The organism is Aeromonas sp. 82P, assembly GCF_051919365.1.
Classification (GTDB): Bacteria; Pseudomonadota; Gammaproteobacteria; order Enterobacterales; family Aeromonadaceae; genus Aeromonas; species Aeromonas veronii.
In genome coordinates this window covers 1,147,573-1,171,652 of record NZ_JBQBEV010000001.1, presented here as the reverse complement: position 1 = coordinate 1,171,652, position 24,080 = coordinate 1,147,573, and the positions used below count along the sequence as shown (strand labels likewise).

23 protein-coding genes are annotated in these 24,080 nt (G+C 59.2%); 14 read left to right on the top strand and 9 right to left on the bottom strand.

Annotated elements, in window-relative coordinates:
- Positions 1-52: 52 nt before the first annotated feature.
- The 3 genes from ACTG2S_RS05480 to dapA form a co-directional block, all read right to left on the bottom strand.
- Positions 53-1,156, bottom strand: coding sequence for a phosphoribosylaminoimidazolesuccinocarboxamide synthase (locus ACTG2S_RS05480; RefSeq protein ID WP_040065098.1), 1,104 nt, complete (start codon positions 1,154-1,156; stop codon positions 53-55).
- 167 nt (positions 1,157-1,323) lie between these two features.
- Entirely contained in the window at positions 1,324-2,451 is a 1,128-nt protein-coding gene (gene bamC / locus ACTG2S_RS05475; protein WP_274160132.1) for an outer membrane protein assembly factor BamC, read from the bottom strand.
- A complete protein-coding gene (gene dapA / locus ACTG2S_RS05470) occupies positions 2,444-3,331 on the bottom strand; it encodes a 4-hydroxy-tetrahydrodipicolinate synthase (protein WP_005349232.1) in 888 nt (295 codons plus the stop codon). Before dapA ends, bamC begins: the two co-directional genes overlap by 8 nt.
- 205 nt (positions 3,332-3,536) lie before the next feature.
- Between dapA and ACTG2S_RS05465 the strand changes: the two genes are divergently transcribed.
- The 3 genes from ACTG2S_RS05465 to ACTG2S_RS05455 all read left to right on the top strand — a co-directional run bounded on the left by ACTG2S_RS05465 (position 3,537) and on the right by ACTG2S_RS05455 (position 5,223).
- Positions 3,537-4,070 (top strand): glycine cleavage system protein R, encoded by a 534-nt coding sequence (locus ACTG2S_RS05465; protein ID WP_005349229.1) that lies wholly within the window; start codon positions 3,537-3,539, stop codon positions 4,068-4,070.
- A gap of 24 nt (positions 4,071-4,094) precedes the next feature.
- Complete coding sequence (gene bcp, locus ACTG2S_RS05460; RefSeq protein WP_005358255.1) at positions 4,095-4,559, top strand: thioredoxin-dependent thiol peroxidase; 465 nt, start codon at positions 4,095-4,097, stop codon at positions 4,557-4,559.
- Between the two features lie 163 nt (positions 4,560-4,722).
- Positions 4,723-5,223, top strand: coding sequence for a YfbU family protein (locus ACTG2S_RS05455; RefSeq protein WP_274160131.1), 501 nt, complete (start codon positions 4,723-4,725; stop codon positions 5,221-5,223).
- 59 nt (positions 5,224-5,282) lie between these two features.
- Here the strand turns inward: ACTG2S_RS05455 and yfbV are convergent, their stop codons facing one another.
- Positions 5,283-5,723 carry a terminus macrodomain insulation protein YfbV gene (gene yfbV, locus ACTG2S_RS05450; protein ID WP_005339116.1) on the bottom strand — a complete coding sequence of 147 codons (441 nt, stop codon included), beginning with the start codon at positions 5,721-5,723 and terminating at the stop codon, positions 5,283-5,285.
- A 304-nt stretch (positions 5,724-6,027) separates the two neighbouring features.
- Here yfbV and ACTG2S_RS05445 point away from each other — a divergent pair, with 304 nt between their 5' ends.
- The 5 genes from ACTG2S_RS05445 (at position 6,028) to ACTG2S_RS05425 (ending at position 12,784) form a co-directional block, all read left to right on the top strand.
- Complete coding sequence (locus ACTG2S_RS05445) at positions 6,028-7,230, top strand: acetate kinase (RefSeq protein ID WP_005339118.1); 1,203 nt, start codon at positions 6,028-6,030, stop codon at positions 7,228-7,230.
- A 55-nt stretch (positions 7,231-7,285) separates the two neighbouring features.
- Positions 7,286-9,466: a phosphate acetyltransferase gene (pta, locus tag ACTG2S_RS05440; RefSeq protein ID WP_005339119.1), complete on the top strand. Its 2,181-nt coding sequence runs from the start codon at positions 7,286-7,288 to the stop codon at positions 9,464-9,466.
- 378 nt (positions 9,467-9,844) lie between these two features.
- Positions 9,845-10,165 carry a ComEA family DNA-binding protein gene (locus tag ACTG2S_RS05435; RefSeq protein WP_201908663.1) on the top strand — a complete coding sequence of 107 codons (321 nt, stop codon included), beginning with the start codon at positions 9,845-9,847 and terminating at the stop codon, positions 10,163-10,165.
- A 96-nt stretch (positions 10,166-10,261) separates the two neighbouring features.
- A complete protein-coding gene (gene galU, locus ACTG2S_RS05430; RefSeq protein WP_005339121.1) occupies positions 10,262-11,173 on the top strand; it encodes a UTP--glucose-1-phosphate uridylyltransferase GalU in 912 nt (303 codons plus the stop codon).
- Positions 11,174-11,386: 213 nt separating this feature from the next.
- Positions 11,387-12,784 (top strand): peptide MFS transporter, encoded by a 1,398-nt coding sequence (locus ACTG2S_RS05425; protein ID WP_040065012.1) that lies wholly within the window; start codon positions 11,387-11,389, stop codon positions 12,782-12,784.
- A 74-nt stretch (positions 12,785-12,858) separates the two neighbouring features.
- Here ACTG2S_RS05425 and ACTG2S_RS05420 read toward each other — a convergent pair whose 3' ends face one another.
- Positions 12,859-13,830 carry a response regulator gene (locus ACTG2S_RS05420; protein ID WP_439982112.1) on the bottom strand — a complete coding sequence of 324 codons (972 nt, stop codon included), beginning with the start codon at positions 13,828-13,830 and terminating at the stop codon, positions 12,859-12,861.
- Between the two features lie 240 nt (positions 13,831-14,070).
- On the opposite strand from ACTG2S_RS05420, the gene ACTG2S_RS05415 reads away from it, so the two are divergent.
- The 3 genes from ACTG2S_RS05415 (at position 14,071) to ACTG2S_RS05405 (ending at position 16,464) form a co-directional block, all read left to right on the top strand.
- Positions 14,071-14,769 (top strand): DnaT-like ssDNA-binding domain-containing protein, encoded by a 699-nt coding sequence (locus ACTG2S_RS05415; protein ID WP_139399048.1) that lies wholly within the window; start codon positions 14,071-14,073, stop codon positions 14,767-14,769.
- A gap of 71 nt (positions 14,770-14,840) precedes the next feature.
- Positions 14,841-15,695 carry a DnaA ATPase domain-containing protein gene (locus ACTG2S_RS05410; protein ID WP_182963014.1) on the top strand — a complete coding sequence of 285 codons (855 nt, stop codon included), beginning with the start codon at positions 14,841-14,843 and terminating at the stop codon, positions 15,693-15,695.
- Between the two features lie 133 nt (positions 15,696-15,828).
- Positions 15,829-16,464 (top strand): SDR family oxidoreductase, encoded by a 636-nt coding sequence (locus ACTG2S_RS05405; RefSeq protein WP_439982110.1) that lies wholly within the window; start codon positions 15,829-15,831, stop codon positions 16,462-16,464.
- Positions 16,465-16,574: 110 nt separating this feature from the next.
- Here ACTG2S_RS05405 and ACTG2S_RS05400 read toward each other — a convergent pair whose 3' ends face one another.
- The 4 genes from ACTG2S_RS05400 to ACTG2S_RS05385 form a co-directional block, all read right to left on the bottom strand.
- Complete coding sequence (locus ACTG2S_RS05400; RefSeq protein ID WP_439982108.1) at positions 16,575-17,771, bottom strand: ABC transporter permease; 1,197 nt, start codon at positions 17,769-17,771, stop codon at positions 16,575-16,577.
- The gene (locus ACTG2S_RS05395; protein ID WP_439982106.1) at positions 17,771-18,925 is read right to left on the bottom strand and encodes an ABC transporter permease; all 1,155 of its coding nucleotides are present in this window, start codon (positions 18,923-18,925) and stop codon (positions 17,771-17,773) included. The genes ACTG2S_RS05400 and ACTG2S_RS05395 overlap by 1 nt, the downstream gene beginning before the upstream one ends.
- Entirely contained in the window at positions 18,925-19,929 is a 1,005-nt protein-coding gene (locus tag ACTG2S_RS05390; RefSeq protein WP_080771367.1) for an HlyD family secretion protein, read from the bottom strand. Before ACTG2S_RS05390 ends, ACTG2S_RS05395 begins: the two co-directional genes overlap by 1 nt.
- 73 nt (positions 19,930-20,002) lie before the next feature.
- The gene (locus ACTG2S_RS05385) at positions 20,003-21,400 is read right to left on the bottom strand and encodes a TolC family protein (RefSeq protein WP_198303987.1); all 1,398 of its coding nucleotides are present in this window, start codon (positions 21,398-21,400) and stop codon (positions 20,003-20,005) included.
- A gap of 292 nt (positions 21,401-21,692) precedes the next feature.
- Here ACTG2S_RS05385 and dusB point away from each other — a divergent pair, with 292 nt between their 5' ends.
- The 3 genes from dusB to ACTG2S_RS05370 all read left to right on the top strand — a co-directional run bounded on the left by dusB (position 21,693) and on the right by ACTG2S_RS05370 (position 23,975).
- A complete protein-coding gene (dusB, locus tag ACTG2S_RS05380; protein WP_019445016.1) occupies positions 21,693-22,658 on the top strand; it encodes a tRNA dihydrouridine synthase DusB in 966 nt (321 codons plus the stop codon).
- A gap of 26 nt (positions 22,659-22,684) precedes the next feature.
- The gene (gene fis, locus ACTG2S_RS05375; RefSeq protein WP_005309538.1) at positions 22,685-22,981 is read left to right on the top strand and encodes a DNA-binding transcriptional regulator Fis; all 297 of its coding nucleotides are present in this window, start codon (positions 22,685-22,687) and stop codon (positions 22,979-22,981) included.
- 112 nt (positions 22,982-23,093) lie between these two features.
- On the top strand, positions 23,094-23,975 hold the full coding sequence (locus ACTG2S_RS05370) for a DMT family transporter (protein ID WP_439982104.1): 882 nt from the start codon (positions 23,094-23,096) through the stop codon (positions 23,973-23,975).
- Positions 23,976-24,080: the final 105 nt, after the last annotated feature.

Below are 24,080 nucleotides of genomic sequence, written 5' to 3'. Positions count from 1 at the left end.
CTTCGCCGCCAGCAAACGTTTGTTTGCTGGCGACAAAAAAAGAGAGCAACCCTTAGTCGATCAGACCGTACTGATCGCGCAGCACCTCGATGATCTCCTGCTTGGGATTGGCAGAACGCGCCAGCTTGTGGCCGATGATCTTCTCGGCGATCCCGACATAGGTGTTGGAGATATCCATCATCACTTCGGTCGGCAGCTTGTTGTCGCGGGCCAGGGCAAAACGTTCCGGCATGCGGTTCTTGTTGAGCAGGATGTCCGGATCCGGGAAGTGGTTGAGCAGCCACTGACGGAAACCCTCTTTGGACTTCTCGACGATCTGTCCGTCGCGCAGGGCCGCGCCATCCCAGATACGGGAGCTGTCGGGAGTACCCACTTCGTCCATGTAGATCAGCTTCTCGTTGCCCGCCGCATCGTGGACGTAACCAAACTCGAACTTGGTATCGACGAAGATCTGATCAAGCCCGGCCAGCGCGTCGCTGATGACGTTGAAGCCCTCTTTGAGCAGCACTTCGTAGCGGTCGATGTCAGCCGGCTTGCTGAAGTTGAAGCCCTTGTAGTGGCGCTCGATATCGGCACGGGAAACGTTGACGTCATCGGCTTCCGGCACGCCATCCAGCCCTTTCAGTACGCCCTTGGTGGACGGGGTGATGAGGATCTCCGGCAGTTTCTGATCCTTTTTGAGCCCTTCCGGCAGGGTGATGCCGCAGAACTCGCGCTCGCCATCCTTGTAGGCACGCCACATGGAGCCGGTGATGTATTGGCGAGCAATCGCCTCGATCATCACCGGACGGGCTTTTTGCACGATCCAGACGAAGGGGTGCGGAATATCCAGAATGTGGCTGTCGGCCAGTCCCTTCTCCTTGAACAGCTTGAACCAGTGGCTGGAGATAGCATTGAGCGCCGCGCCCTTGCCCGGTACGCCGTTCAGGCCATCCACACCTTGCCAGATGCAATCGAAGGCCGAGATGCGATCGCTGATCACCATGAGGGCGAGGGGCGCATCGGCCGGCACATCATAGCCTTTCTCTTTTATGAGCCGGGCACTGTCTTCGGGGGTCAACCAGTAGACGCTGCGCACTTTGCCGGAATGGACAGGTTTATCGGTACGGATCGGCAAATCGTCATTCACCGCCAATACTTGATCTGCAAGACTCATGGCTAATAACACTTCCTGTTTGTGGGGGGTAAACATCGCGAGTTCCTCACCTGCGCGCTCTGTTTGCAAGCATGCTGGCAAGGGGCTCGCATCATCGAAAACCGCTCGGAATCCCCGCGTTTTCAGGGGGATTTTGATAACAAAACAGGGGCACAAGGCCCCTGTATTTATTCTGCTTTTGCTGCTGCCTGATCGGCCAGCCCCTTGGCGAACGCCTCGGACAGGCTGATATACATCTGGGAGATAACCCCGGACGATACCGGCTTCTTGTCCTTGTCGAACAGGGTGATGGAGGTCTTGCCTCCCGCCATTTCGCCAAGCTGGAAGCGGTATTTCTCCTCCTCCAGTTTGAACGGCTCGCTCCCTTTCGCCTTCCAGAACTCGGCGCCCGGCTCTTCGTACTCGACGTCGATCCAACCCAGAGACTGCTGGGTATCCTTGATGGTGAAACCGTAAGCAGGCAGTACCTGGTTGAGGCGACGCCACACCTGATCAAAGGAGCCTTCGGCAATCCAGGCGCTCAGCTCGTTGTTGTCCAGACCCAGTTGCAGACCCATGCCATCGTTGGACCTGTGCTGCTCGCGGGCTTTCAGCTGGCTGTCGTAATAGAGCGAGAACTGGTTCAGCACTCGCGCAGCATAGCGCTGGGCATCGGCAGGGGTCAGCTTGTTGCTGGTCTCGCCATCGATGGTCTCTTCGTGATCCAGCACCCGGACCGACATGTTGACGGCGTGGCGCTGGGCGTCGTTGCGCACGGTGAACTGGTAACGCTGACGGATTGTGAAATCCTCGTCATCTTCACCCCAGCCATCGAGGGCGACCGTGTTGTCAAACCAGCCGGTCTGCAATACGCCATCCTGCTGATCCAGCTTCTCGGTGGTGACCTTGTATTTGGCCAGGAAGTTCATCAGGAACGACCAGGTATCGCGCTCCACGCTCTGGCTGGTGCTCAGGGCATAGAAGGCAACGGTCGGTTCGGTTGCACTCTGCACGACCTGACTGCCCGGTACCACGGTCAGCAGCTGGGCGGGCGGGCGCACATCGACCTGGGCGCCGAGGGCACCTTCACGGCTGCTCTCGGGAAGCGGCGGAATATCGTACTGGCTGTTGAAGGTGGGGGCGCTCAATCCTGCGGGGATCAAGAACGCGCGGCCCTCGAGGCGGGCATCTTCATAACCGAAGTCGCGGTTGGCCATTTTGCGATCCTGGGGGGTGCTGCAACCGGCCAAGACGGCCACAGTCGCAACGCTCAGCACCAGACGGGCTCTATTTCCCTTTCCATTAGATTTAAACACTCGCCATCAACTCCGCTGTGGTCAGTGCTCGCGCCATCAGCTGTTCGCCCTCGGGGGTGAGGTCAACCAGCGGCAGGCGCAAGGTGGCTGTTGCAATCAACCCCAGTTGGGCACAGGCCCATTTCACCGGGGTAGGGCTCGGTTCGCAGAACAGAGTCTTGTGCAACGGCATCAAGAGATTGTTGATGTCATGCGCCTGCCCGGCATCACCGGCCAGCGCAGCACGACACATGTCGGCCATCTGGGCCGCTGCAATATTGGTGGTGACCGAAATCACGCCATCGCCACCTTGCAGCATAAAATCACAACCAGTGGCATCGTCGCCACTGTAAAGGGCAAACTCCGGCCCGCACAGCTCGCGCAGCAGCGGGGTGCGGCTCAAATCGCCGGTTGCCTCTTTCAAACCGATAATGCCGGGAACCTTGGCCAGACGGGCCACGGTCTCCGGTTTGAGATCGCAACAGGTGCGACCGGGCACATTATAAAGAATTTGGGGCAGACCACTAGCCTCGGCGATCGCACAATAGTGGCGATAGAGACCTTCCTGAGTGGGCTTGTTGTAGTAAGGAGTCACCGAGAGGCCCGCCACCACGCCGGTTTTGGCCAGTCGCTTTGCCAATTCAATGGCATGGGCGGTATTGTTGGAGCCGCAACCGGCGATGACGGGAATGCGTCCGGCGGCATACTCAACGGTCTTTTCAACAACGGCGATATGCTCCTGCTCGCTCAGGGTCACCGATTCCCCTGTGGTACCCACCGCAACAATGGCGCTGGTCCCGGCGCTGACATGATAGTCAACCAGCTTGGCCAGACTGGCCCAATCGACTTCACCTGAAGCCAGCATGGGGGTAACGAGCGCAACAATACTACCGCGTAACATGGACTTTTCTCCCGATTTTCAGGGGCGTAATGGTAAAGCTGACCCCTTTGAAAAACAAGGGAGAGAGGGGGCAAGCCGTGATACCATCCGGAACAAAAAGCAATGGACGAAAGTCGGCAGCGTCCCTCAGGGAGTGGTCATCAGGGCCGGAGGGTTGGCTTGCCAGCGCGGCTTTCGCAACGAAATAACGGACGAGAGAAGATTTATGACTCACTACCTGGTCGTAACGGCCATCGGCACGGACAGGCCTGGCATCGTCAATGAAGTGACCCGCCACGTCAGTGGCTGTGGTTGCAACATTGTGGACAGCCGCCTTGGCATCTTCGGCAATGAATTTACCTTTATCATGCTGCTCTCGGGCGACTGGAACAGCATGATGCAACTCGAAATCAGCCTGCCCCTGCGTAGCCAGGAGTGGGATCTCATCACCATGATGAAACGCACCGAACGCCACCAGTCCCTGCAGTATGACGTCCGCGCCAGTGCCGACCTGTTGATCCGCGACGAGCCCGGCATCGTAAGCCAGTGCACCCAGTTCTTCAGCGAACATGGCTGGAACATTCAGGCGATGCAATCAATGACCCTGGAGCAGCAGCCGTTCAACCTGCTGAAGATCAGTTTTCAGCTCAATCTGGCCAGAGAGGGTGAAGTGGAAGGTTCGCAAACCGCCTTCGCCGAATTCTGTCGTCAACTGGGTGCCGAATCGTTCGAGTTTATCGTCAATCGCAAACACGCCTGAGGGCGTTTTACCCGAGGAGACCCCATGCAACCACTACAAGCTGGCAGCCCCGCCCCCGATTTCTCCCTGCCCGACCAGAATGGCAATCAGGTCAGCCTCGCTGGCCTGCGCGGCAAGAAGGTGCTGGTCTATTTCTACCCCAAGGCGATGACCCCCGGCTGCACTACCCAGGCCTGCAGCCTGCGCGATGTGAACGCCGAGTTGGCCGCCCTCAATGTGGTGGTGCTTGGCATCAGCCCGGATCCGGCCAAACGGCTGAAAAAGTTCGAAGAGCGGGACCAGCTCAACTTCACCCTGCTGGCCGATGAAGACCACGCCGTCGCCGATGCCTTTGGCGTCTGGGGCCCGAAGAAGTTCATGGGCAAGGAGTATGACGGCATTCACCGTCAGAGCTTCCTGATCGATGAAGAGGGCAAGATTGCCCACCACTTCGACAAGTTCAAAACCAGCGATCACCATCAGGTGGTACTGGATTTCCTCAAGGGATAATCCTCCCCTGCGTCATTGAAAGGCCTGCCATGCAGGCCTTTTTTGTCTGGTCAGCCGCCCCTTGCCAGCGGATTTTTCTCACCAACTCCCCCGCCCAGATCAAAAAATTCATTTTATATATGGGTTAACGTGACCCCAGAATCATCTTCCAGCGAGATATCCCATGAACATGAGCAACACAGAACGTTTGATCCTGAGTAACCAGTACGAAATTCTGGCGAAACTCAATCCGGAGAAAGCGGACGTCTACCAGCGCGCCAGCACCATCATCGAGCGCGGCTACTGCCTGCAGATCCTCGAGCTGGAGAAGAGCTTCGGCCATCTGGATCTGGCGACCTGCCAGGAGGTCATCGACACCCTGGAGCTGCACCACGCACTGGCCATCTCATGGGGCAATCTGGAGGCCGCCGATCAGGGCGAGATCAACGCCAGCCGTCTGGAGTTCAATGGCTACAGCCGCAGTCAGGAGCGGGAGCTGGCCGACTACGTCTGCTTCCTGCTGGAGGTGGACAAGCGCTTCCCCGAGCTCAAATGCCCGTGCGACGAGCTCTCCAGCGACATCGCCATGCGCGACAAGTACCAGCGGATGCTGACTGTATGGCGTCAGTGCCCTCGTCAGTACAAGCTCTCCATCCAGGAGATCCGCAAGGTACTGGCAGCGTGATCCGCACACCGACCGCAACAAAAAAGGCGCCACTGGCGCCTTTTTGCATCTGAAACGGGTTATTCGTAGAGAAAGGATTTATCGAGCTGCTGGAAGGCGGCCTTGAGGGTATCGGCCAGCTCTTCATAACGCGGCTGGGACACCAGCTGGCGGCGGCCACCCTGCTCGTTCATCTTGCCGTTGATCTCCCGATACCAGCTCGCCAGCGACGGGGGCAAGCGGGTGTCGGCACGCTGGCCGAGCCAGTAGTAGCCCTGCAGCGGCAAACTGAGCAGAAACAGCACGGAAGTGATGACGGAGGGCCAGTAGTGCAGCTCACCAAACTGGAACTGCAGCATCACGCTCAGCACCGCCAGCGCGGGGATCACCTTGAGGGCGAATTCGGTTGCCTTGATCACCCGATTTTCAGGAAACATCGAATTGAGCTCGGGACGGCGCGGCCAAAGCGTCATATAATGGCGGCCTTGCTGTAACTTAGTTCCAAAAATGTTCATGCTCATACTACCTCCGAGCGCTTTTTGAACGTACTAACGGCAAAACCTCGACAAAATTTGATGCAAAGTAACAAAGGTTGAGGATGACTTTGTTATTTTTCAACAATCGGGTTATCCTTTGTACGCCCATTTTTGCGTCAAAAGCTTCTTGCTATTGACCTGTCAGGGACGTCTGGATTTCGGGTCTTGTATCACTATACAAGGGGCAAGCAACAGATTGCCAACCCTCATAAGGATAAGTTGAAAGTTTTTGGCCGCACCGCGTCCAACGCATCCGCCTACACAACCCAATCTGCGATAGGATTTATTCATGAGTAAGCTGGTTCTTGTTCTTAACTGTGGCAGCTCTTCCCTGAAGTTTGCCGTCATTGACGCAACCACCGGTGATGACCTGCTGTCCGGCCTGGCCGAGTGCTTCAACCTCGACGACGCCCGCATCAAGTGGAAACTGAATGGCGAGAAAGGCAGTGCCGATCTGGGTGCGGGTGCCGCTCACCAGGAAGCGCTGGACTTCATCGTCAACAAGATCCTGCCGCTCAATCCGGAACTGTCCAAGAACCTGATCGCCATCGGTCACCGTGTTGTTCACGGCGGCGAGCGCTTCACCTCTTCCGTCGTTATCTGTGACGACGTGATCGCCGGCATCGAAGCCGCCGTTCCGTACGCACCGCTGCACAACCCGGCTCACCTGATCGGTATCCGTGAAGCTCGCCGCGTATTCCCGGCGCTGGCTGACAAGAACGTGGCCGTATTCGATACCGCGTTCCACCAGTCCATGCCGGAAGAAGCCTTCCTGTACGCTCTGCCGTACAAGCTCTACAAAGAGAACGGCATCCGTCGCTACGGCGCTCACGGTACCAGCCACTACTACATCAGCCTGGAAGCTGCCAAGCAGCTGAACAAGCCGGTTGAAGAGCTGAACATCATCAACTGCCACCTGGGCAACGGCGGTTCCGTCTGCGCCATCAAGAACGGCAAATCTGTTGATACCTCCATGGGCCTGACCCCGCTGGAAGGTCTGGTGATGGGTACCCGTTCCGGTGATCTGGACCCGGCCATCATCTTCTTCCTGCACGACAAGCTGGGCATGAGCGTGGCTGACATCAACACCATGCTGACCAAAGAGTCCGGCCTGCAGGGTCTGACCGAAGTGACCTCCGACTGCCGTTTTGTTGAAGACAACTACGACAGCAAAGAAGAAGCCAAGCGTGCTATGGACGTTTACTGCTATCGCCTGGCCAAGTACATCGGCGCCTACGCTGCCGCCATGGACGGTCGTCTGGACGCAGTTGTTTTCACCGGTGGTATCGGTGAAAACTCCGCCCCGATCCGTGAAATCACCCTGAACAAGCTGGGTCTGCTGGGCTTTGACGTCGATCACGACGCCAACCTGAAGGCTCGTTTCGGCAAGGGTGGCGAGATCACCAAGGCTGGTTCTACCAAGGCTCTGGTAATCCCGACCAACGAAGAGTGGGTTATCGCCCACGACGCGCTGGAACTGGTCGGCGCTTAATTGACGCAGTAACTCGAGGCCGCCCACCAGGGCGGCCTTTTCCTGATCCCAAAAAATGAACAAGGGGTATAAAGTGGCACGCACTATTATGCTTATCCCGGTCGGCACTGGTGTCGGCGTAACTTCCGTGAGTCTGGGCGTTGTTCGCGCCATGGAGCGTCACGGTGTCAATGTCAGCTTCTTCAAACCGGTTGCCCAGCCGCGTCCGGGTGAAACCGGTGCCGAGCGCTCAACCGCCGTTATCCGCGCTGCTGCCAACATCAACCCGCCCGAGCCCTTCACCCTCTCCTACGCCGAGAACATGATCAGCTCCAGCAACACCGATATCCTGCTGGAAGAGATCGTTGCCCGCTTCGAAGAGCACGTGAAATCCAGTGGTGCCGAAGTGCTGGTTGTCGAAGGTATGGTGCCGACCGACAAGCAGCCCTTTGCCAACAAGCTGAACTACGACGTCGCCAAGGCGCTGGACGCTGACATGGTATTCGTGACCCACCCGGGCCATGACTCCAGCCAGAAGCTGAAAGAGCGCATTGAGCTGGCCTGCTCCAACTTCGGTGGTGTCAACAACCCCCGTATCGTTGGTTGCGTAATCAACAAGGTTGGCGCACCGGTTGACGAGCATGGCGTAACCCGCCCTGACCTGACCGAGATGTTCGAAGCCCATCACCACGCTTCTGACGCAGCTCACAACCTGGAAGTGCTGCAAGTATTCGGCAAGAGCCCGCTGCGCATCCTGGGTTGCATCCCTTGGAACACCCAGCTGATCGCCCCGCGCGCCAAGGATCTCGCCAAGCATCTGGCTGCCAAGATCCTGCACAAGGGTGAGCTGGACAGCCGCCGTCTGCAGACCGTGACCTTCTGTGCCCGCTCCATCCACAACATGGTCGAGCACTTCCGTCCGGGCAGCCTGCTGGTCACCTCCGGCGACCGCTCTGACGTTATCGTCTCTGCCTGCCTCTCCGCCATGAACGGCGTCAAGCTGGGCGCCCTGCTGCTGACCGGTAACTATCATCCGGAGCCGCAGGTCATGGCGCTGTGCCAACAGGCCATGGCCACCGGCCTGCCGATCATGATGACCGGTACCAACACCTGGCAGACCGCAGTCAGCCTGCAAAACTTCAACGTCGATATTCCGGAAGATGACCGCGAGCGTATCGAGCTGGTGCAGGACTATGTGGCTGGCCACATCGACAAGCACTGGATCGAGTCGCTGACTGTCAGCTCTACCCGTTCCCGTCGCCTGAGCCCGCCGGCATTCCGTTATCAGCTGACCGAGCTGGCCCGTCAGGCCAACAAGCGTGTCGTGCTGCCGGAAGGCGACGAGCCGCGCACCATCAAGGCTGCCGCCATCTGTGCCGAGCGTGGCATTGCCCGTCCGGTACTGCTGGGTAACCCGGAAGAGATCCGTCGTGTTGCCGAACAGCAGGGTGTGGTACTGACCGATCGCGTAGAAATCATCGATCCGGCCGTTGTGCGCGAGCGCTATGTGCCGCGTCTGGTCGAGCTGCGCAAGAACAAGGGCATGACCGAAGTGGTTGCCCGCGAGCAGCTGGAAGACAACGTGGTACTTGGTACCATGATGCTGGAGCGCAATGAAGTTGACGGCCTGGTATCCGGCGCGGTGCACACCACTGCCAACACCATCCGTCCGCCGATGCAGATCATCAAGACCGCTCCGGGCTCTTCCCTGATCTCCTCCATCTTCTTCATGCTGCTGCCTGACCAGGTGCTGGTCTACGGTGACTGCGCGATCAACCCGGATCCGACTGCCGAGCAGCTGGCCGAGATCGCCATCCAGTCCGCCGACTCCGCTGCCGCTTTCGGCATCGAGCCGCGCGTCGCCATGATCTCCTACTCTACCGGTACCTCTGGCGCCGGTGCCGATGTAGAGAAAGTGCGTGAAGCGACCGAGCTGGCCAAGGCCAAGCGCCCCGACCTCATCATCGACGGCCCGCTGCAGTACGATGCGGCCATCATGGAGAACGTGGCCAAGTCCAAGGCACCGAACTCACCGGTTGCCGGTAAAGCTACCGTGTTCGTCTTCCCTGACCTGAACACAGGTAACACCACTTACAAAGCGGTGCAGCGTTCTGCTGACCTGGTCTCCATCGGCCCGATGCTGCAAGGCATGCGCAAGCCGGTCAACGACCTCTCCCGTGGCGCCCTGGTTGACGACATCGTCTACACCATCGCCCTGACCGGTATCCAGGCTGCTCAGGCTGACGAACAAGCCTAATCAGCATCCGCCTGAAAAAACCGATCACAAAGGCTGCTCACCCCAGGTGAGCAGCCTTTTTTATTGGTTCTCTCTTTGAAGACCAGTGAAACATGCCATCAGCGCAGTGTTGCACAGAACAATGCCATGTGATGTGCCAGAAATGTCTCGAGCGTAGCGCTGCGGGAACGCGTGCCCGCCACCTTAAAGATGCATCTAAAATAGATTCAAGATCATACGGTTGGATTTATGAGGGCATTTATAGTGAAGCGCTTATAGCAAATATTTCGCCATCGGCATGAGGAATTGACCTGTTAGAAATAGCAGTGAAAAAGACCCGTTCGATACGCTATTCATCAATGTGCCACTCGGCAATATCCACATCATGGAGGAATGGAAATGCTGATGAAGAAGCTCTCTGCAGTCATGCTACTGGCCTGCTTGCCACTGTTCAGCCAACCTGTGCTGGCCGCAGATAAGGCAGCACCCAAGCAAACAACCACAGCCGAGGTCGCCAAGGAGACCAGCAAGCTGAATATCAATACGGCCACCCTTGCCGAACTCACCAGCCTGAAAGGGATTGGCGACAAGAAGGCACAAGCCATCGTCGACTATCGGGAAAAACAGGGAAAGTTCACCTCGGTCGATCAGCTGGCGGATGTCAATGGCATTGGCCCGGCCACGCTGGAAGCCAACCGTGACATGATCATCGTCAAATAACGTCCGAGCTCTGCATATACGAATGGGGTAGCCTGTGGCTGCCCCATTTTTCTTGGAGTATCATGGCCGCACTTTAATCCCGCTGGATAGTTTTCCATGAAAAAGACTCCTCTGACAGTTCGCAAGGCCGTGCTCCCGGTAGCCGGTCTGGGTACCCGTATGCTGCCAGCCACCAAGGCCATCCCGAAAGAGATGCTGCCGGTGGTCGACAAACCGCTGATCCAGTACGTAGTGCGCGAAGCCATCGCCGCCGGGATCAAGGAGATCGTGCTGGTAACCCACTCGAGCAAGAACTCCATCGAAAACCACTTCGACAAGAGTTTCGAACTGGAAGCGACCCTCGAGAAGCGGGTCAAGCGTCAACTGCTGGAAGAGGTGCAACAGATCTGCCCGAAAGACGTCACTATCATGCACGTCCGTCAGGGTGAGGCCAAAGGTCTGGGCCACGCTGTGTTGTGCGCCCGCCCGCTGATCGGTGACAACCCGTTTGCCGTGCTGCTGCCGGATGTACTGATTGATGAAGTGGCCAGCGACCCGAAAAAAGACAACCTGGCCGAGATGGTACACATGTTCGAAGAGAACCAGATCAGCCAGATCATGGTGGAGGCGGTTCCCGAGAGCGAAGTGGACAAGTACGGCATCGCCGACATCAAGGGCGAGGCCCTGAGCGAGGGGATGTCTCTGCCGATGCAGGCCATTGTCGAGAAGCCGCCCCGTGACGAAGCCCCCTCCAATCTGGCGGTAGTGGGTCGTTACGTCCTCTCCTCCAATATCTGGCCGCTGCTGGAAAAAACCCCTGCCGGCGCCGGTGACGAGATCCAGCTGACCGATGCCATCGCCATGCTGATGGAGCAGGAGCAAGTCAACGCCTACTTTATGAAGGGCAAGAGTCACGATTGCGGCAGCAAGCTGGGCTACATGAAAGCCAATGTGGAATATGGTGTGCGCCATCACGAGCTGAATGGTGAATTCATCGGCTGGCTGAAGCAGTTCGTCAAGCAGTTGTAATCGCTGATAAATCTGTTTTTTATAGACGTATTTAAGGGGCATCAAATGATGCTCCTTTTTCATTTTTGCAACAAAAAATCAATCAAGAGTAAATAAACTCTCAGCAAATCATAATGTTGTAATTTATTCACACATGCTCTATAAGGATTGAGGCGTGTTTCTCGCCCTTGCATAAAAAACTCAAAAAAATATAAGACACAGGTGGAAGTTCCAATGAATAACCCGTCAAAAGGGACCTTTTTAGGTCACCCTAAAGGGCTTTTTTTGCTCTTTAGTACCGAACTGTGGGAGAGATTCTCCTATTACGGCATGCGTGCCGTGCTGGTGCTCTATCTGACCGACCTGACTGCCAACGGCGGTCTGGGCTGGAGTCAGGCAGATGCCCTCAAACTCTACGGTATCTATACCGGTCTGGTTTATATCACTCCGCTGATCGGCGGCTGGCTGGCTGACACCTTCCTGGGTCAACGTCGCGCCATCCTGATCGGTGCCGTGCTGATGGCCGCAGGTCAGTTCACTCTGGCACTGCCCCACGCCATGTTCCCTGATATGGTCAACACCATGTTCTACGCGGGCCTCGCGCTGCTGATCGTGGGTAACGGCCTGTTCAAACCGAACATCTCCACCATGGTGGGTGACCTCTATGAAGAGGGCGATCACCGCCGTGATGGCGCTTTCACCATCTTCTACATGGGTATCAACCTGGGTTCCCTGCTGGCAGGTGTGATCTGTGGTGCTGCCGCTACGGCCTACGGCTGGCAAGCCGCCTTCGTCGGCGCCGGTATCGGTATGCTGCTCTCTCTGGTGATCCAGGCCACCATGGCCCAGCGTTTCCTGGGTGACATCGGTCGCGTCACTGCCGCCCAGCGCGCAGCCGCCCTGCGTACTACCGAGCAGAAAGCACCGCTGACCAAGCAGGAAGTGGATCGCATCAAGGTTATCCTGGTACTGGGTCTGTTCACCATCATCTTCTGGGCCGGTTTCGAGCAGGCCGGTGGTCTGATGAACCTCTACACCCAGGAGTATACCGACCGCATGATCGGCAGCTTCGAAGTGCCGACCGCCTGGTTCCAGTCCCTGAACCCCTTCTTCATCATCACTCTGGCACCGGTCGTTGCGGCCATCTGGATCAAGCTCGGCAAGAAAGAGCCGAACTCTCCGGTGAAATTCGCCATGGGTCTGCTGTTCCTGGCTATCGGCTTCCTGTTCATGGTCGGTGCCGTGCTGCAGCAGGGTGGTGACAACACCGTCAAGACCTCCATGTTCTGGCTGGTAGGTGCTTACCTGTTCCACACCCTAGGCGAGCTCTGCCTCTCCCCGATTGGCCTCTCCATGGTGACCAAACTGGCTCCGCTGCGTCTGGCTTCCCTGATGATGGGTGCCTGGTTTGGCTTCGTTGCCCTGGCCAACTACGCTGCGGGCTTTATCGGCTCCTTCGTAGGTGAAGCCGGTCCGATCGCCATCTTCGGTGGCATCGCCCTGGCTGCGATACTGAGCGCCCTGATCCTGCTGACCATGGCCAACCGCCTGGTTTACTGGATGCACGGTGCCGAAGGCCCGGCCAAAGAGCCGCAAGCGCAAGAGAAGAAACTGCAATCCGCCACCGTCTAAACTGTCAGGATTGTAAACAACAAACAGGGCGCCCATCGGCGCCCTGTTTGTTTTGGCCTGTTTATCAGGCGGCATCAGTGATGACGAACCTGCACATCCAGTGAGCCGCCGCTGTCGCTGCGAAACTGCAGGGCGAACGGTTCATGCCAGCTACGTTTGTGCAGGGCGTAGTGGCTACTGCGCATCAGGCCAAGGGGCAAGCCACCGGAGCGCATCAGCCAGTGGGGAGAGGTGAGCCCTGCGTTGGCAAACACCAGTCCATCATGCTGATCAAACAGCAGCGCCGCCATGGCAAAAGAGTGGCGAAGCCCGGACGCCATCAACTGATGGTTGAGGTAGTCGAGCAACCGGTGCGGCTGGCTCAGCAACCGGCTCTCGTTCTGCTGAAACTGGCGGTAGGGGACATTCATCAAGGATCGCACCAGCGCACCACAAAATGCCGCATCCGTCCCCATGATCGGCAGCTCCATCACCAGCACCAGCAGCTTGTCTTTCACCTTGAAGGTATCGGGAATAAACAGCTGCCCCAGCCCCTTGAACGTGACCTGCCAGGGGCCCCACTCCTGCAAGCCCGGCGGCTTGAGCCCCGCCAGCAGGCGGCTGGCCGCCTTGTCGTGGGCACTGAAATAGTCGATGTGATCCATCAGCTCCAGCTGCTGCGCCCGGTTGACGCTGCCGTTGAGACACTGTTCGATGCTGCGCTCGACCAGCCCGTAATCCTCGAGGGGTTTGAGCAGATAGTCCCGCGCACCGGCACGCAAGGCGCTGGCGACCGCCTCCATGGTGCTCTGGGCCGAAATGACGATAACCGGAATATGGGGATAGCGCGCAGAGAGGCAGGCGATCACCTCGTGGCCATCCATATTGGGCATATTGAGATCGCAGAGCACCACATCGGGATGGTAGAGGGCCGCCGCCGACAGCCCCTCAATACCATCTTCGGCCTGAAAGACCGTTGCCCCGTCCCGTGCGAGGTAACTTACTAACGAGTGGCGAAAAACGGCCTCGTCCTCCACCACCAGGATCCGTAGCCCGGCTTTTGACATCTTGATAAAGCTCTTATTAGTCAATTGGTTATTTAGGTATTAAGACTAGCTCAAAAGTGCGGTCAGCGCGGAAACCCTGCTTCAAAAGTAGACCTCGATCATACGAAGGCATCAAGAGAACCCCATCCGTCCGCGCAGCTCTATTCGCTCGGGTGGCTCCGCGACTACGACCGCCATCCGAATTGTGCAAGTGGGCGCCATAAGGGATAATGCCCCCCACTCCTGCTCGTGAAGAAGACCATGACCCCAGCCGAATACAGCGCCCTTGCCCACCCAAGATTGTCCCATCCGGCTCGCAGTCTCTATACCTTGCAGCTGCGCCGACTGGTGCTGGAAAATCAGGCGGCCCGGCTCAACTATCCCGAGCTGGGTCGAGCGCTGGCAGTAGCCGATCCGGGAGATCCCTGCGGCTTTTCGTTTCAGGTCAATGCCCGCCAGCTCACCGAGCTGTTCGATGAACTGATGGAGGCGGGCCTGCTGCAGGTCGAGGCTCAGCCCGAGAGTGAGCACTACCATCAGTGCCCGTTCCAGTTGCCACTGCTGACCCAGAAATTGCGCAGCCCGCTGCCGGAGCGCCCCTTCCAGATGCATCTGCAATGGCGACCGGACGAGGAGCTGCCCGCCCTCGCCCGTCTGTGCGGGGTGATCGATGCCAGCTATAGCGAAGAAGATCTGGGGGAGTTTATCGCCTACTGGCTGGGGCGCCCCGAGGTGTTCGACTCCCAGCATCAATGGATGCTCAAGTTCATTCGCGCCCTCAAGACCCGCCGCTATACCCGTCGCAAACCGATGGAGGTGCAGGGCTACCAGCAGGTGACGCCGGCCCCGGCAGAGTCGGGCCCCAGCAAACGGGCCCAACAGATGATTGAAGAGGCCAAGCGACTGGCCCAACAGCAGACGCAAGAACCCGCAGCGCAGCAGGAGCCGGATAATGATTGATAGCGGCCCCCGCCTGCAGGCAGAATCAACCCCTTGTCTACCCATCCCTGATCGAGCAGAAGGAGCATTCCATGACTGACCCGCAAGATCCCCTGCGCCAGGAGCTGGAAGAGATCGAAGCCAAGCGCCAGAAGATCGCCAAGGCCAAGCAGGATCACCGCATTCACGACCCGGAATTGAGCCGCCATGTGGGTGGCCTGCTGGAGCGCATTCGTCGCCTGCAACAAGAGACCGGTGGCGGCCAGTATGACTACGAGACCCTGCGCAAGGAGTATGACGCCAAGGCCAACGCCGAGGTGCGCGAGCTGCAGAAGGCGGCCCGTCAGGAGCGGATCCAGAAGCTGATCGCCCAGGCCGACCTCAACCCTGACTGGGTATTTGACAAGATGGATGCCACAGATCCGGCGCTGCAATATCCCATCGAGACCGCCCGTTACTTTATCAGCGGTTTCGAGCACTGGGAGAAGAGCGGTGGCGGCTGCATGCTGATCTACGGTGACTACGGCACCGGCAAGTCGACCCTGGCGGGTGCGGTAGCGCATGAGCTGATCGCCCGTCACCAGAAATCGGTGATCTTCCAGCAGTGGGCCTCCATCGTCGATCGGCTGTTCTTCAACGTGATCCCCGATCAGGATGAGCGCAACCAGTACCGCCGCGCGCTGGAAGAGGTGGATCTGCTGATCATTGATGAGGTATCGGCCAACCGCGCCAAGATGGCGGAGAGTCAGTCCAGCTTCCTCGGCCACCTGCTGCGCCGCCGTCGCAACCTGTCAAAGAGCGTCATCATCATCACTAACCATACGCCCCAGAGCCTGCATCAGGCGATCGGTGATTTCAGCTATGAGGCGATCAAGGCGTTCAATCCGGTGGATATCCACCTGAGCGGTCCAAGCCGTCGCCCCAGCATCGGCAACTACAGCGGCTGATGCCTCTCAAAGAGTGCGAGTCGCTGGCGGCTCGCACCTTCTCCTCCTTGCTGACTCACAAATAGAAACAACTCTCATTTACAGCAGGCGAACAAGCCACTAGGCTAGCCCCTTTTGCCAAGGGAGCTCATCTATGCCAACCACACTGATTTTCGGAGCCAGCCGCGGGCTGGGCCGCGCCTTTACTAACCACGCCCTGAGCCAGGGTCACCGGGTCGTTGCGCTGGTACGCAACCCCGAGATGGCCACAGAACTAGGTGCGCTGGGAGTTGAGGTGATCGAAGGGGATGCGCTGGATCCGGCTGCGGTGCAGCAGGCATGTGTCCGGGCAGGGCAAGATGCACAGGTCGTCTCTACCCTCGGCAGCTTCCGTCAAGCCGCGCCGGTGGACTATCAGGGCAACCGCCATGTAATCGATGCCATGGAGCAGGCTGGCCTGAAACGGCTGCTGCTGGTCACCTCCCTCGGCTGTGGCGACAGCTGGCAATATTTGCCGCAGCGGGCCCGCGCCGCCTTCGGTCATGAAGTGCGTCTCAAGAGTCTGGCGGAGAGCTGGCTGCAGACCAGCGCCCTCGCATGGACCATTCTGCGCCCGGCGGGCCTGCAGGATGGCGACGCCACCGGCCGCGCCGAGCTGAGTCAGGGCAAGGAGGTACACGGACTGGTACGCCGCGCCGATGTGGCCGCCCAAGGGCTGCGCCTGCTGGCGGATGAGACGGCGGTGGGGCAGATCTACGCCATCGGGGATCCCGAACTCCAGCGTGGCTAAAGCAGCAGTAAAACCGCTTAACCCCACCACATAACAAAACGGTCAGCCCAAGGGCTGACCGTTTTCGCTTTACCGCACACGCTATCTCACGGGCGCTTGCCCTATCCCGCTTAATCGGCGGTCGTCTCACTCTGTACGACCGGCTGACTGGCCACCGGCAGTGACTGCTGCCGCCAACGCAGCAGCAGGCAGGCCAGCGCGCCGTAGAGCAGCGCCAGTCCCCACAGCTGCCACCAGTAACGGGAAACCTGCGCAAAGTCGGCCCCCATCTGGTTAAGGCGCAGAAAACCCTCGATGGCGGGGATAGTGGGCACCCACTGAGCCAGCCAGTTGAGAGGCGCCGGGATCAGCTCGAGCGGCCAGATAAAGCCCGCCAGAAAGACCAGCGGCAGAGAGGAGATCAACACCACCTGAGTCGGCAGATCCCGCCGGGTAAAGAGGGCACCCAGCACAATACCGAACCAGCAGGTCGCCAGCAGGAATGGCAGGGCGAACAGCCAAAGCTGCACAGGGTCAGTATGGCGAGCGATGTTGTAGTGATCGAAGCAGAAGCCGAGGAAGTAGCTCACCGGCAGCAGGAACAACCCCGCCAGCACCAGGGTTCTGGCCAGCAGCAGCGGCAACACCGGCGCGCTTTGCCAGTAACCATGCTCGCCGCGGCAGTTACGCTGGTTCTGGGTCGCCCCCAGGATCCCCGCCCCCATCAGCAGCACCTGATGCAGGATCAGCACGAACACCGCCGGCACCACATAGTTCACATAACCCATGGAGGGGTTGAACACCGGCACCACGTTGAGGGCCACCGCATTCCAGCCCATGGCCGCTTGTGGTAGCGCCTCGCCGTGGCTCAACAGCCGCGCCACCTTCACCTGCGCGGCGAGAGTGCCACCGGCCTGCGCCAGCCCTTCGGCAATGGTGCCGTAGACCAGAAAGTAGGAGGCATCACCGGCATAGCTCAGGGTGACGCTCTTGCCCAGCATCAGATCCCGATAGAAGTGGTTGGGAATGTGCAGGATCCCGCTCGCCTCCCCGGCCATCATCAGTTGTCGCGCCTCGGCCAGCGAATTGGCTCGCGCCACCAGCTTTACCTGCGGCGTGGCATCGGCCATAAACTCCAGCTGACGGGACAACTGACTGCCATCGTCGTTGACCACCACTACCGCCTCTTCCCGCGGCAGCTGATGCAGATAGGGCTGGGGATAGAGAAACGAGTAGAAGATCACCCCGCCAAACAGAGTCAGCATGATGGCGCGATCCGCCAGCAGGGTGCGCAGCTCTAGGCGCAACAGATCGACAAATCCCAGCATCACTCAGGCTCCTTTTCGGCGATCGCCACTGCGGCTGATTGACGGGCCAGCTCGGCCTGCTGCTTGTAACGTCGTACCACCAGCAGCAGGGGGAGCAGGAACAGCAGCAGCGCCCCCAGTTGCGGCAACGCCGATGCGAGGGGCAGATCGTAGTTGCTCTGACCAATCTGCAGCTCCACATAGTGAGAGACCGGCAACAGGCTGCGCCAGAAGCGGGCGAAATCCCCCATGGCGCTCACCGGAAAGGTGACCCCCATAAAGGCAAAACCGGGCGCCGTGTAAGCCCCCGCCAGCGACAGGGCGCGGGCCGGATCCCGAATGATGCCGTAAAAGAAGGCCCCCATGGTAACGCAGGCGGCCGAGGCGAGCCCCAGACCCACCACCAGCACCAGCCAGCTGCCGTGCATGGGGTAGGAGAAGCCCTTGAACAGCAGCAGCGTCCAGACTATCCCCCAACCCCAGCCAATCAGCACGTGGGGCAGCAGGGTGCGCCAGAGGCCAAACCAGACCCCGCGAGTGGTCCAGTCCAGTCCCAGCCGATCGGTACGGGCCAGCGCATTGAGGCCGAACAGCACCACCAGGATCTGCCATACGGCTGGCAGAATGGCGCTCAACAGAAACTGGGCGTAGCTGGAGTTGAGGTTATAGAGCGCAGTGACCTGACTGCTGATAGGCACCGACTGCCCGAGCGCGCCGGGCAGTGCCTTGCCGTCGGCCATCGCCTCCAGCACACCGACCTGACCGTTGAGAGTGCCTACCACCTGCGCCAGTGCCGAGTTAACCAGCTTGGCGATGAGGATGAACTGGCCGTTGTTGAACACAGTCACCTGCGGCTGGGTACCCTGACGGGCATCCCGCTCCAGATGGTTGGGGATCACCACCAGCGCATAGATATCGCCACCGCGCAGGGCGCGCGCCCCGGCATCGATGGAGTCGAACTGTTGCGCCACCTTGAGCCCGGCCGAGCCATTCAGCGAGAAGGCGAGCTGGCGCGACAGCACGCTGTGGTCGAGATCCACCAGCCCCACCTTGAGGTCGCGGGCCAATCCTGCCGAGAAGATCCAGCAGAGGATCCCCATCAGCAGCAGCGGCACCCAGCTCATCAGGGCACGGCTGAATGGATCCTGCCACAGCAGCCGAAATTCACGTCCCATCAGAGTTCAACCAGCACACTCATGCCAACCCGCAGCCCCTCAACCGGTTGCAGCGGGCGAGCCTCCACTTGGAAGCTCTTCATATCGAAACCCTGACGGGTATCGGTAGCACGCCAAGTGGCGAAATCCCCCATCACGGCCACATGGGTCACCTTGAAGCGCACCATCTGATCGCCAAGGCCCGGGATGCGGGCATCGAACTCGGTACCGACCGGGAAGCGGGGCAGTAGATCCTCGCGCACGTGGAACTGGGCCCAGGCATCGCTCATGTCGAGCAGGGTCACTACGGGGAAGCCTTGCGGCGCCAGCTCGCCACTGCGCAGCAGTACCTGACTCACTTCACCATTGTGGGGGCTGGTGATGCGGGTATCGGCCAGATAGGCCTCAACCTCGGCCACGGAACCCGCCGCCATCTTGGCCTTCTCGCGAGCGGCGATCTTGGTCTCTTCCCGCGCCCCTTCCAACGCCATCTGGTACTGTTGCCACGCCATCCCTTCGCTGTAGCGTGCAGCTTGCCAGGCCGTCCACGCCTCGTCGCGTTTTTGCAGCGGCATTACGCCATCGCGGTGCAGACTGGCAACCCGCTCATAGGTCTTTCCACGCAGCTGGGCGGCAGCCTTGGCTTTTTGCCATTGATCCTTGGCGGCAGCGATCTGTTGGGCTCGGGCCCCTTTCTCTGCCTCTTGCGCCAGCGCCCCCGCTGCGGCCTCACCGGCCTTGGCCTGGCTCAGCTTGGCTTCAATCTCGGGGCTCGCCAGGGTAAAGACCAGCTGATCCTTGGTCAGCTGATCACCCTTTTTAACCAGCACTTCGTCGATGCGACCCGGCACCTTGGAGGAGACCGAATATTGCTGCGCTTCAATCTGCCCTTGCAGATGCACCGGCTCCGGCTGATAGGCCAGCCAGAAACGCCAGCCGAGCCACACCACCAGGATCACCAGCACCAATGGCAACAACAGCGGTTTACCCTGGCTCATCTTCTTTTTGATGGGGGGATGGCTCATCACTTCACCTCGACAAACGGGCGACCCTTGACGGTCGGAAAAGACATGAAAAAAGGAACAGACAGGACCGGGATCATGAGTTCACCTCGATCACCTGACCGTGCTGATATTGATTGAAACTGTTCATCTGGCCGGAGAGCGCCAGCAGGCGAGCCAGCGACACCACATATTGATAAGCCGCCGCCGCACGTTGGGTCTTGACTCCTGCCAGCTGGTTCTGGGCATCCACCACATCAAGGGAGGTCGAGAGCCCCTGCCCGAAGGCCTTGTCCCGCAGTAGTACGTTCTCCTCGGCCAGCGCCTGGGTGGAAGAGAGGGATTGATACTCCTCTAGCCCCTGCGCCGCTTCGCGCCAGGTCTTCTCTACCAGCAACTCCAGATCCTGGCGGGTCTTGGCTTGCAGCAGATTGACCTGCAGCTCGGCACTCTTGGCGGCCTGCACCGTCTCGGAGCGGCCATCGCGACTCACCAGCGGCATGCTGACCCCCACCCCCACCAGCCAGTCCGGCGCGGTCTTGGAAGCGAGCGAATCATCTTCATAGAGGTTGTAGTTGCCGAACAGGAATACTTCGGGGGCATATTTGCCCTGCTCGACCCGGATCAGCCCCTTGGCCTGCTCCTTCTTGGCGCTGAGCAGCTTGAGACCGGGGTGCACCTCCAGGGTCTGGCTCACCAACCCCTCGAGGCGCGGCAGATCCTTGTTGACGAACAGGCCGCTGCCCGGCTGGGCATTTGGCAACTTCAGCATGCGGCCGAGGGCCAGTTCGGCGATCTCGAGGCTGCGGCGCGCCTTCTGGGTATCGATGCGCGCTCTGTCATAGGCCGACTGGGCGGAGAGGCGCTCCACCCTGGCGATCTGGCCCTGCGCTTCGAGCTTCTTGGCGTGATCCAGATGGTGGGCCAGTCCCTCTTCGATCTCCTGTTTGGTCTGCACCACCTGAGCAGCCAGCACCACGCCGAAATAGGTCTGGGAGAGGCTCTCGAAGGTGGATTGCTGCTTGAGCACCAGCAGTTGCTGCGCCTCGCTTACCTGCGCCTGGCGGATATCCTGCGCCGCATCGATGCGACCACCGGCAAACAGCGGCCAGAGCATCTTGACCGAGCTGGTCACCACATTCTGTTTGGTCAGGGGCGTTACAAATGCGTTGGCCCCGACCCCGAACAGGCTGCCGAGCGCCAGAATCAGATCTTTCTGCTTGGCCAGCGGATTGAGATCGAGGGCATCAAGTTCAATCGGCTGATCAAGATGGGTATAGCTGGCCCCCAGATCCACCTTGGGCAGATACATGTCCTTGGCCGCCTCGCGCAGCTGCTTGGCCCGATCGACCCCGGCCTGCTCGGCAGCCAGCCCTTCATCCTGCTGGATGACCCGGGTCCAGGCTTCGCCAAAACTGATGGTTTGCGCCTGCGCCGACCCCAGCACGGCCCCCATCAGACACGGCCAGAGTGATTTAATGAACCTTGACGTCATAGATCCCCAATCCGCTTTTGTTGCATAAATGTTTGGAGCATTTGCTCGACTTAAGCCCGCTATCATAACGCAAAGCGGGCCTGCAAGTGGACTGACAATTATGCAGGCGTCCGACCCGAATGGTACAGCGCTCACTCTCCGGCAATCTGGCCGTTTTTCAATAACTCCAGAATTTGCAAGCCTTGGCGCGACGTTTTTTTCAGAAAAAAATGGCTGACGCTCAAATACTAACCTTTTCTCCTGCCTAAAAAATGCGTAATATACGCCGCCCTAAGCCGATGGTAACCGTGGAATGCAGATAGGTCCCCACACGCTTGAAACTCCCTTGATTGTGGCTCCCATGGCCGGTGTAACTGACCGACCATTCCGTGAACTTTGTTTGCGATTGGGGGCTGGCATGGCCGTTTCCGAGATGCTGCTGGCCAACCCGGATGTCTGGGATACCCAGAAAACCCGGATGAGGATGGATCACTCTGCAGAAGGCGGATTGCGATCGGTCCAGATTGCCGGAGCCGACCCCGAGATGATGGCGTTTGCTGCCCGCTACAACGTGGAGCAGGGCGCACAGATCGTCGACATCAACATGGGATGTCCGGCAAAAAAAGTGAATAAGAAGCTGGCAGGTTCAGCCCTGCTGCGTGCCCCCGATCAGGTCAAAGCAATTTGCCGGGCCGTGGTGGATGCAGTGGAGGTGCCTGTCACCTTGAAGATCCGCACAGGATGGGATCCGGATAACCGCAATGGCGTGGAGATCGCCCGAATCGCCGAAGATTGCGGTATCGCGGCCCTTGCCGTGCATGGTCGTACCCGTGCCTGCCTCTACAAGGGCGAAGCGGAGTACGACACGATCAGGGCGATTAAGCAGGCCGTATCGATTCCTGTTGTCGCCAATGGTGACATCAACAGCCCGGAGAAAGCCCGGTATGTCCTCGACTATACCGGTGTCGACGCCGTGATGATCGGCCGAGCTGCGCAAGGACGACCCTGGATTTTCCGGGAAATCCGTCATTTTCTTGAGACGGGCACCAAGCTGCCGCCTCCCGAGAGGGAAGAGGTTCGCACCCTGATGAACGAGCATGTAACCAACCTGCACCGGTTTTATGGTGCATATCTGGGAGCGCGCATAGCCCGTAAACACGTGGGCTGGTATCTGGATGAAGAAGAGACGGGCCGAGAATTCCGTAAGCACTTCAATGCCCTGGATTGCGCAGACGCGCAACTTGAGGCACTCGAAGCGTATTTCGATGGATTAGGTTAACAAGATAACTAAAGAGCCGACCGAATATGTTCGAACAAACCCTGACTTCTGATGCATTGGTAACAACTACTCACAATCACGCTGCCGAGCCGACCCAGCGCCCCCTGCGTGACTCTGTGCAACAGGCCCTGCGTAACTACCTGGCCCAGTTGAACGGTCAGGAAGTGATTGATCTGTACGATATGGTTCTCTCCGAAGTCGAAGCGCCGATGCTGGACGTGATCATGCAGTACACCCGTGGTAACCAGACTCGCGCTGCCGTGATGATGGGTATCAACCGTGGCACCCTGCGCAAGAAGCTCAAGCGTTACGGCATGAACTGATTGCTGGCCGCGAGCCGCGACGGCGGTTCAAGGCAGATGCGAAAGGCGCCAGGTAGCAATACCTGGCGCCTTTCCTTTATGCTCTCCCATCCATTTCACCATGGCGACCCCGATGAACCGCACTCCCCTGCTGCTGATGGTACTGGTCACCCTGCTAGCCGCTGCTGGCTGGCTCTTCTCGAAAGAGGCGATCCGCGAACTGCCCCCTGCCGCCTTTATTGGTAGCCGCTTCCTGCTGGCCGCCCTGCTGCTGCTCCCCCTCGCCTGGCTGCGTGAACCGCCGCCGACCCGAGCCCAGCTGGCGCGCGCCGCCGGCTGCGGCACATTGCTCGGTGCCAGCCTGCTGCTGTGGGTCACCGCCATCAGCCAGAGCGATGCACTGGGCAGCGGCGCCTTTATCATGAGCGTCGCCACCCTGATGGCCCCGCTGGCCGCCTGGGGAGCCTTTCGAGCCAAGCCCGGCCGCCACTACTGGCTCACCCTGCCCATCGCCATCGCCGGTTTGCTGCTGCTCTCCAGCAGTACCCACTGGGGCGTGTCGCTCTCGCTGTTCTGGTTTCTGGCAGCGGCCACCACCCTCGGCATCCAGCTTGCCGTCCATCGCCACTTCGCCCAATCCATTGCCCCCACCTGGCTCACCTGCATCCAGCTGGCGATGACCGGCCTGCTCGGCACCCTGCTCTCCCTGCTGACCGAACAGTGGCCCGAAGCTGGAGTCAGCCACAGCATCTGGGGCTGGTTTGCGGCGAGCGTCTTGATCGCCACCACATTGCGCTACTGGCTGCTCACCCATGCATTGAGCAAGATGACCACCGCCCACGCAGCCCTGATGATGCTGCTGGAACCGGTCTGGACTCTGCTGCTGAGCACCCTCTTCTACAACGAACCCCTCGGCGGCGCCAAACTGGCCGGAGCCGGACTGGTGCTCGGCGCCCTGGTGCTCTACCAGCTCCCCCTGCTGCTGCGCAGTGCACGGCTCAAAACGCCCGTCTGATCCGCGTCACCGCCCTGCGGGGCGGTGTCACCATTTCCCTCCTGTTTGCTTATCTTGTCCTGCCAATGCTGACGTTCTGTTAACGGCCTTTAACCCTTGGTATCC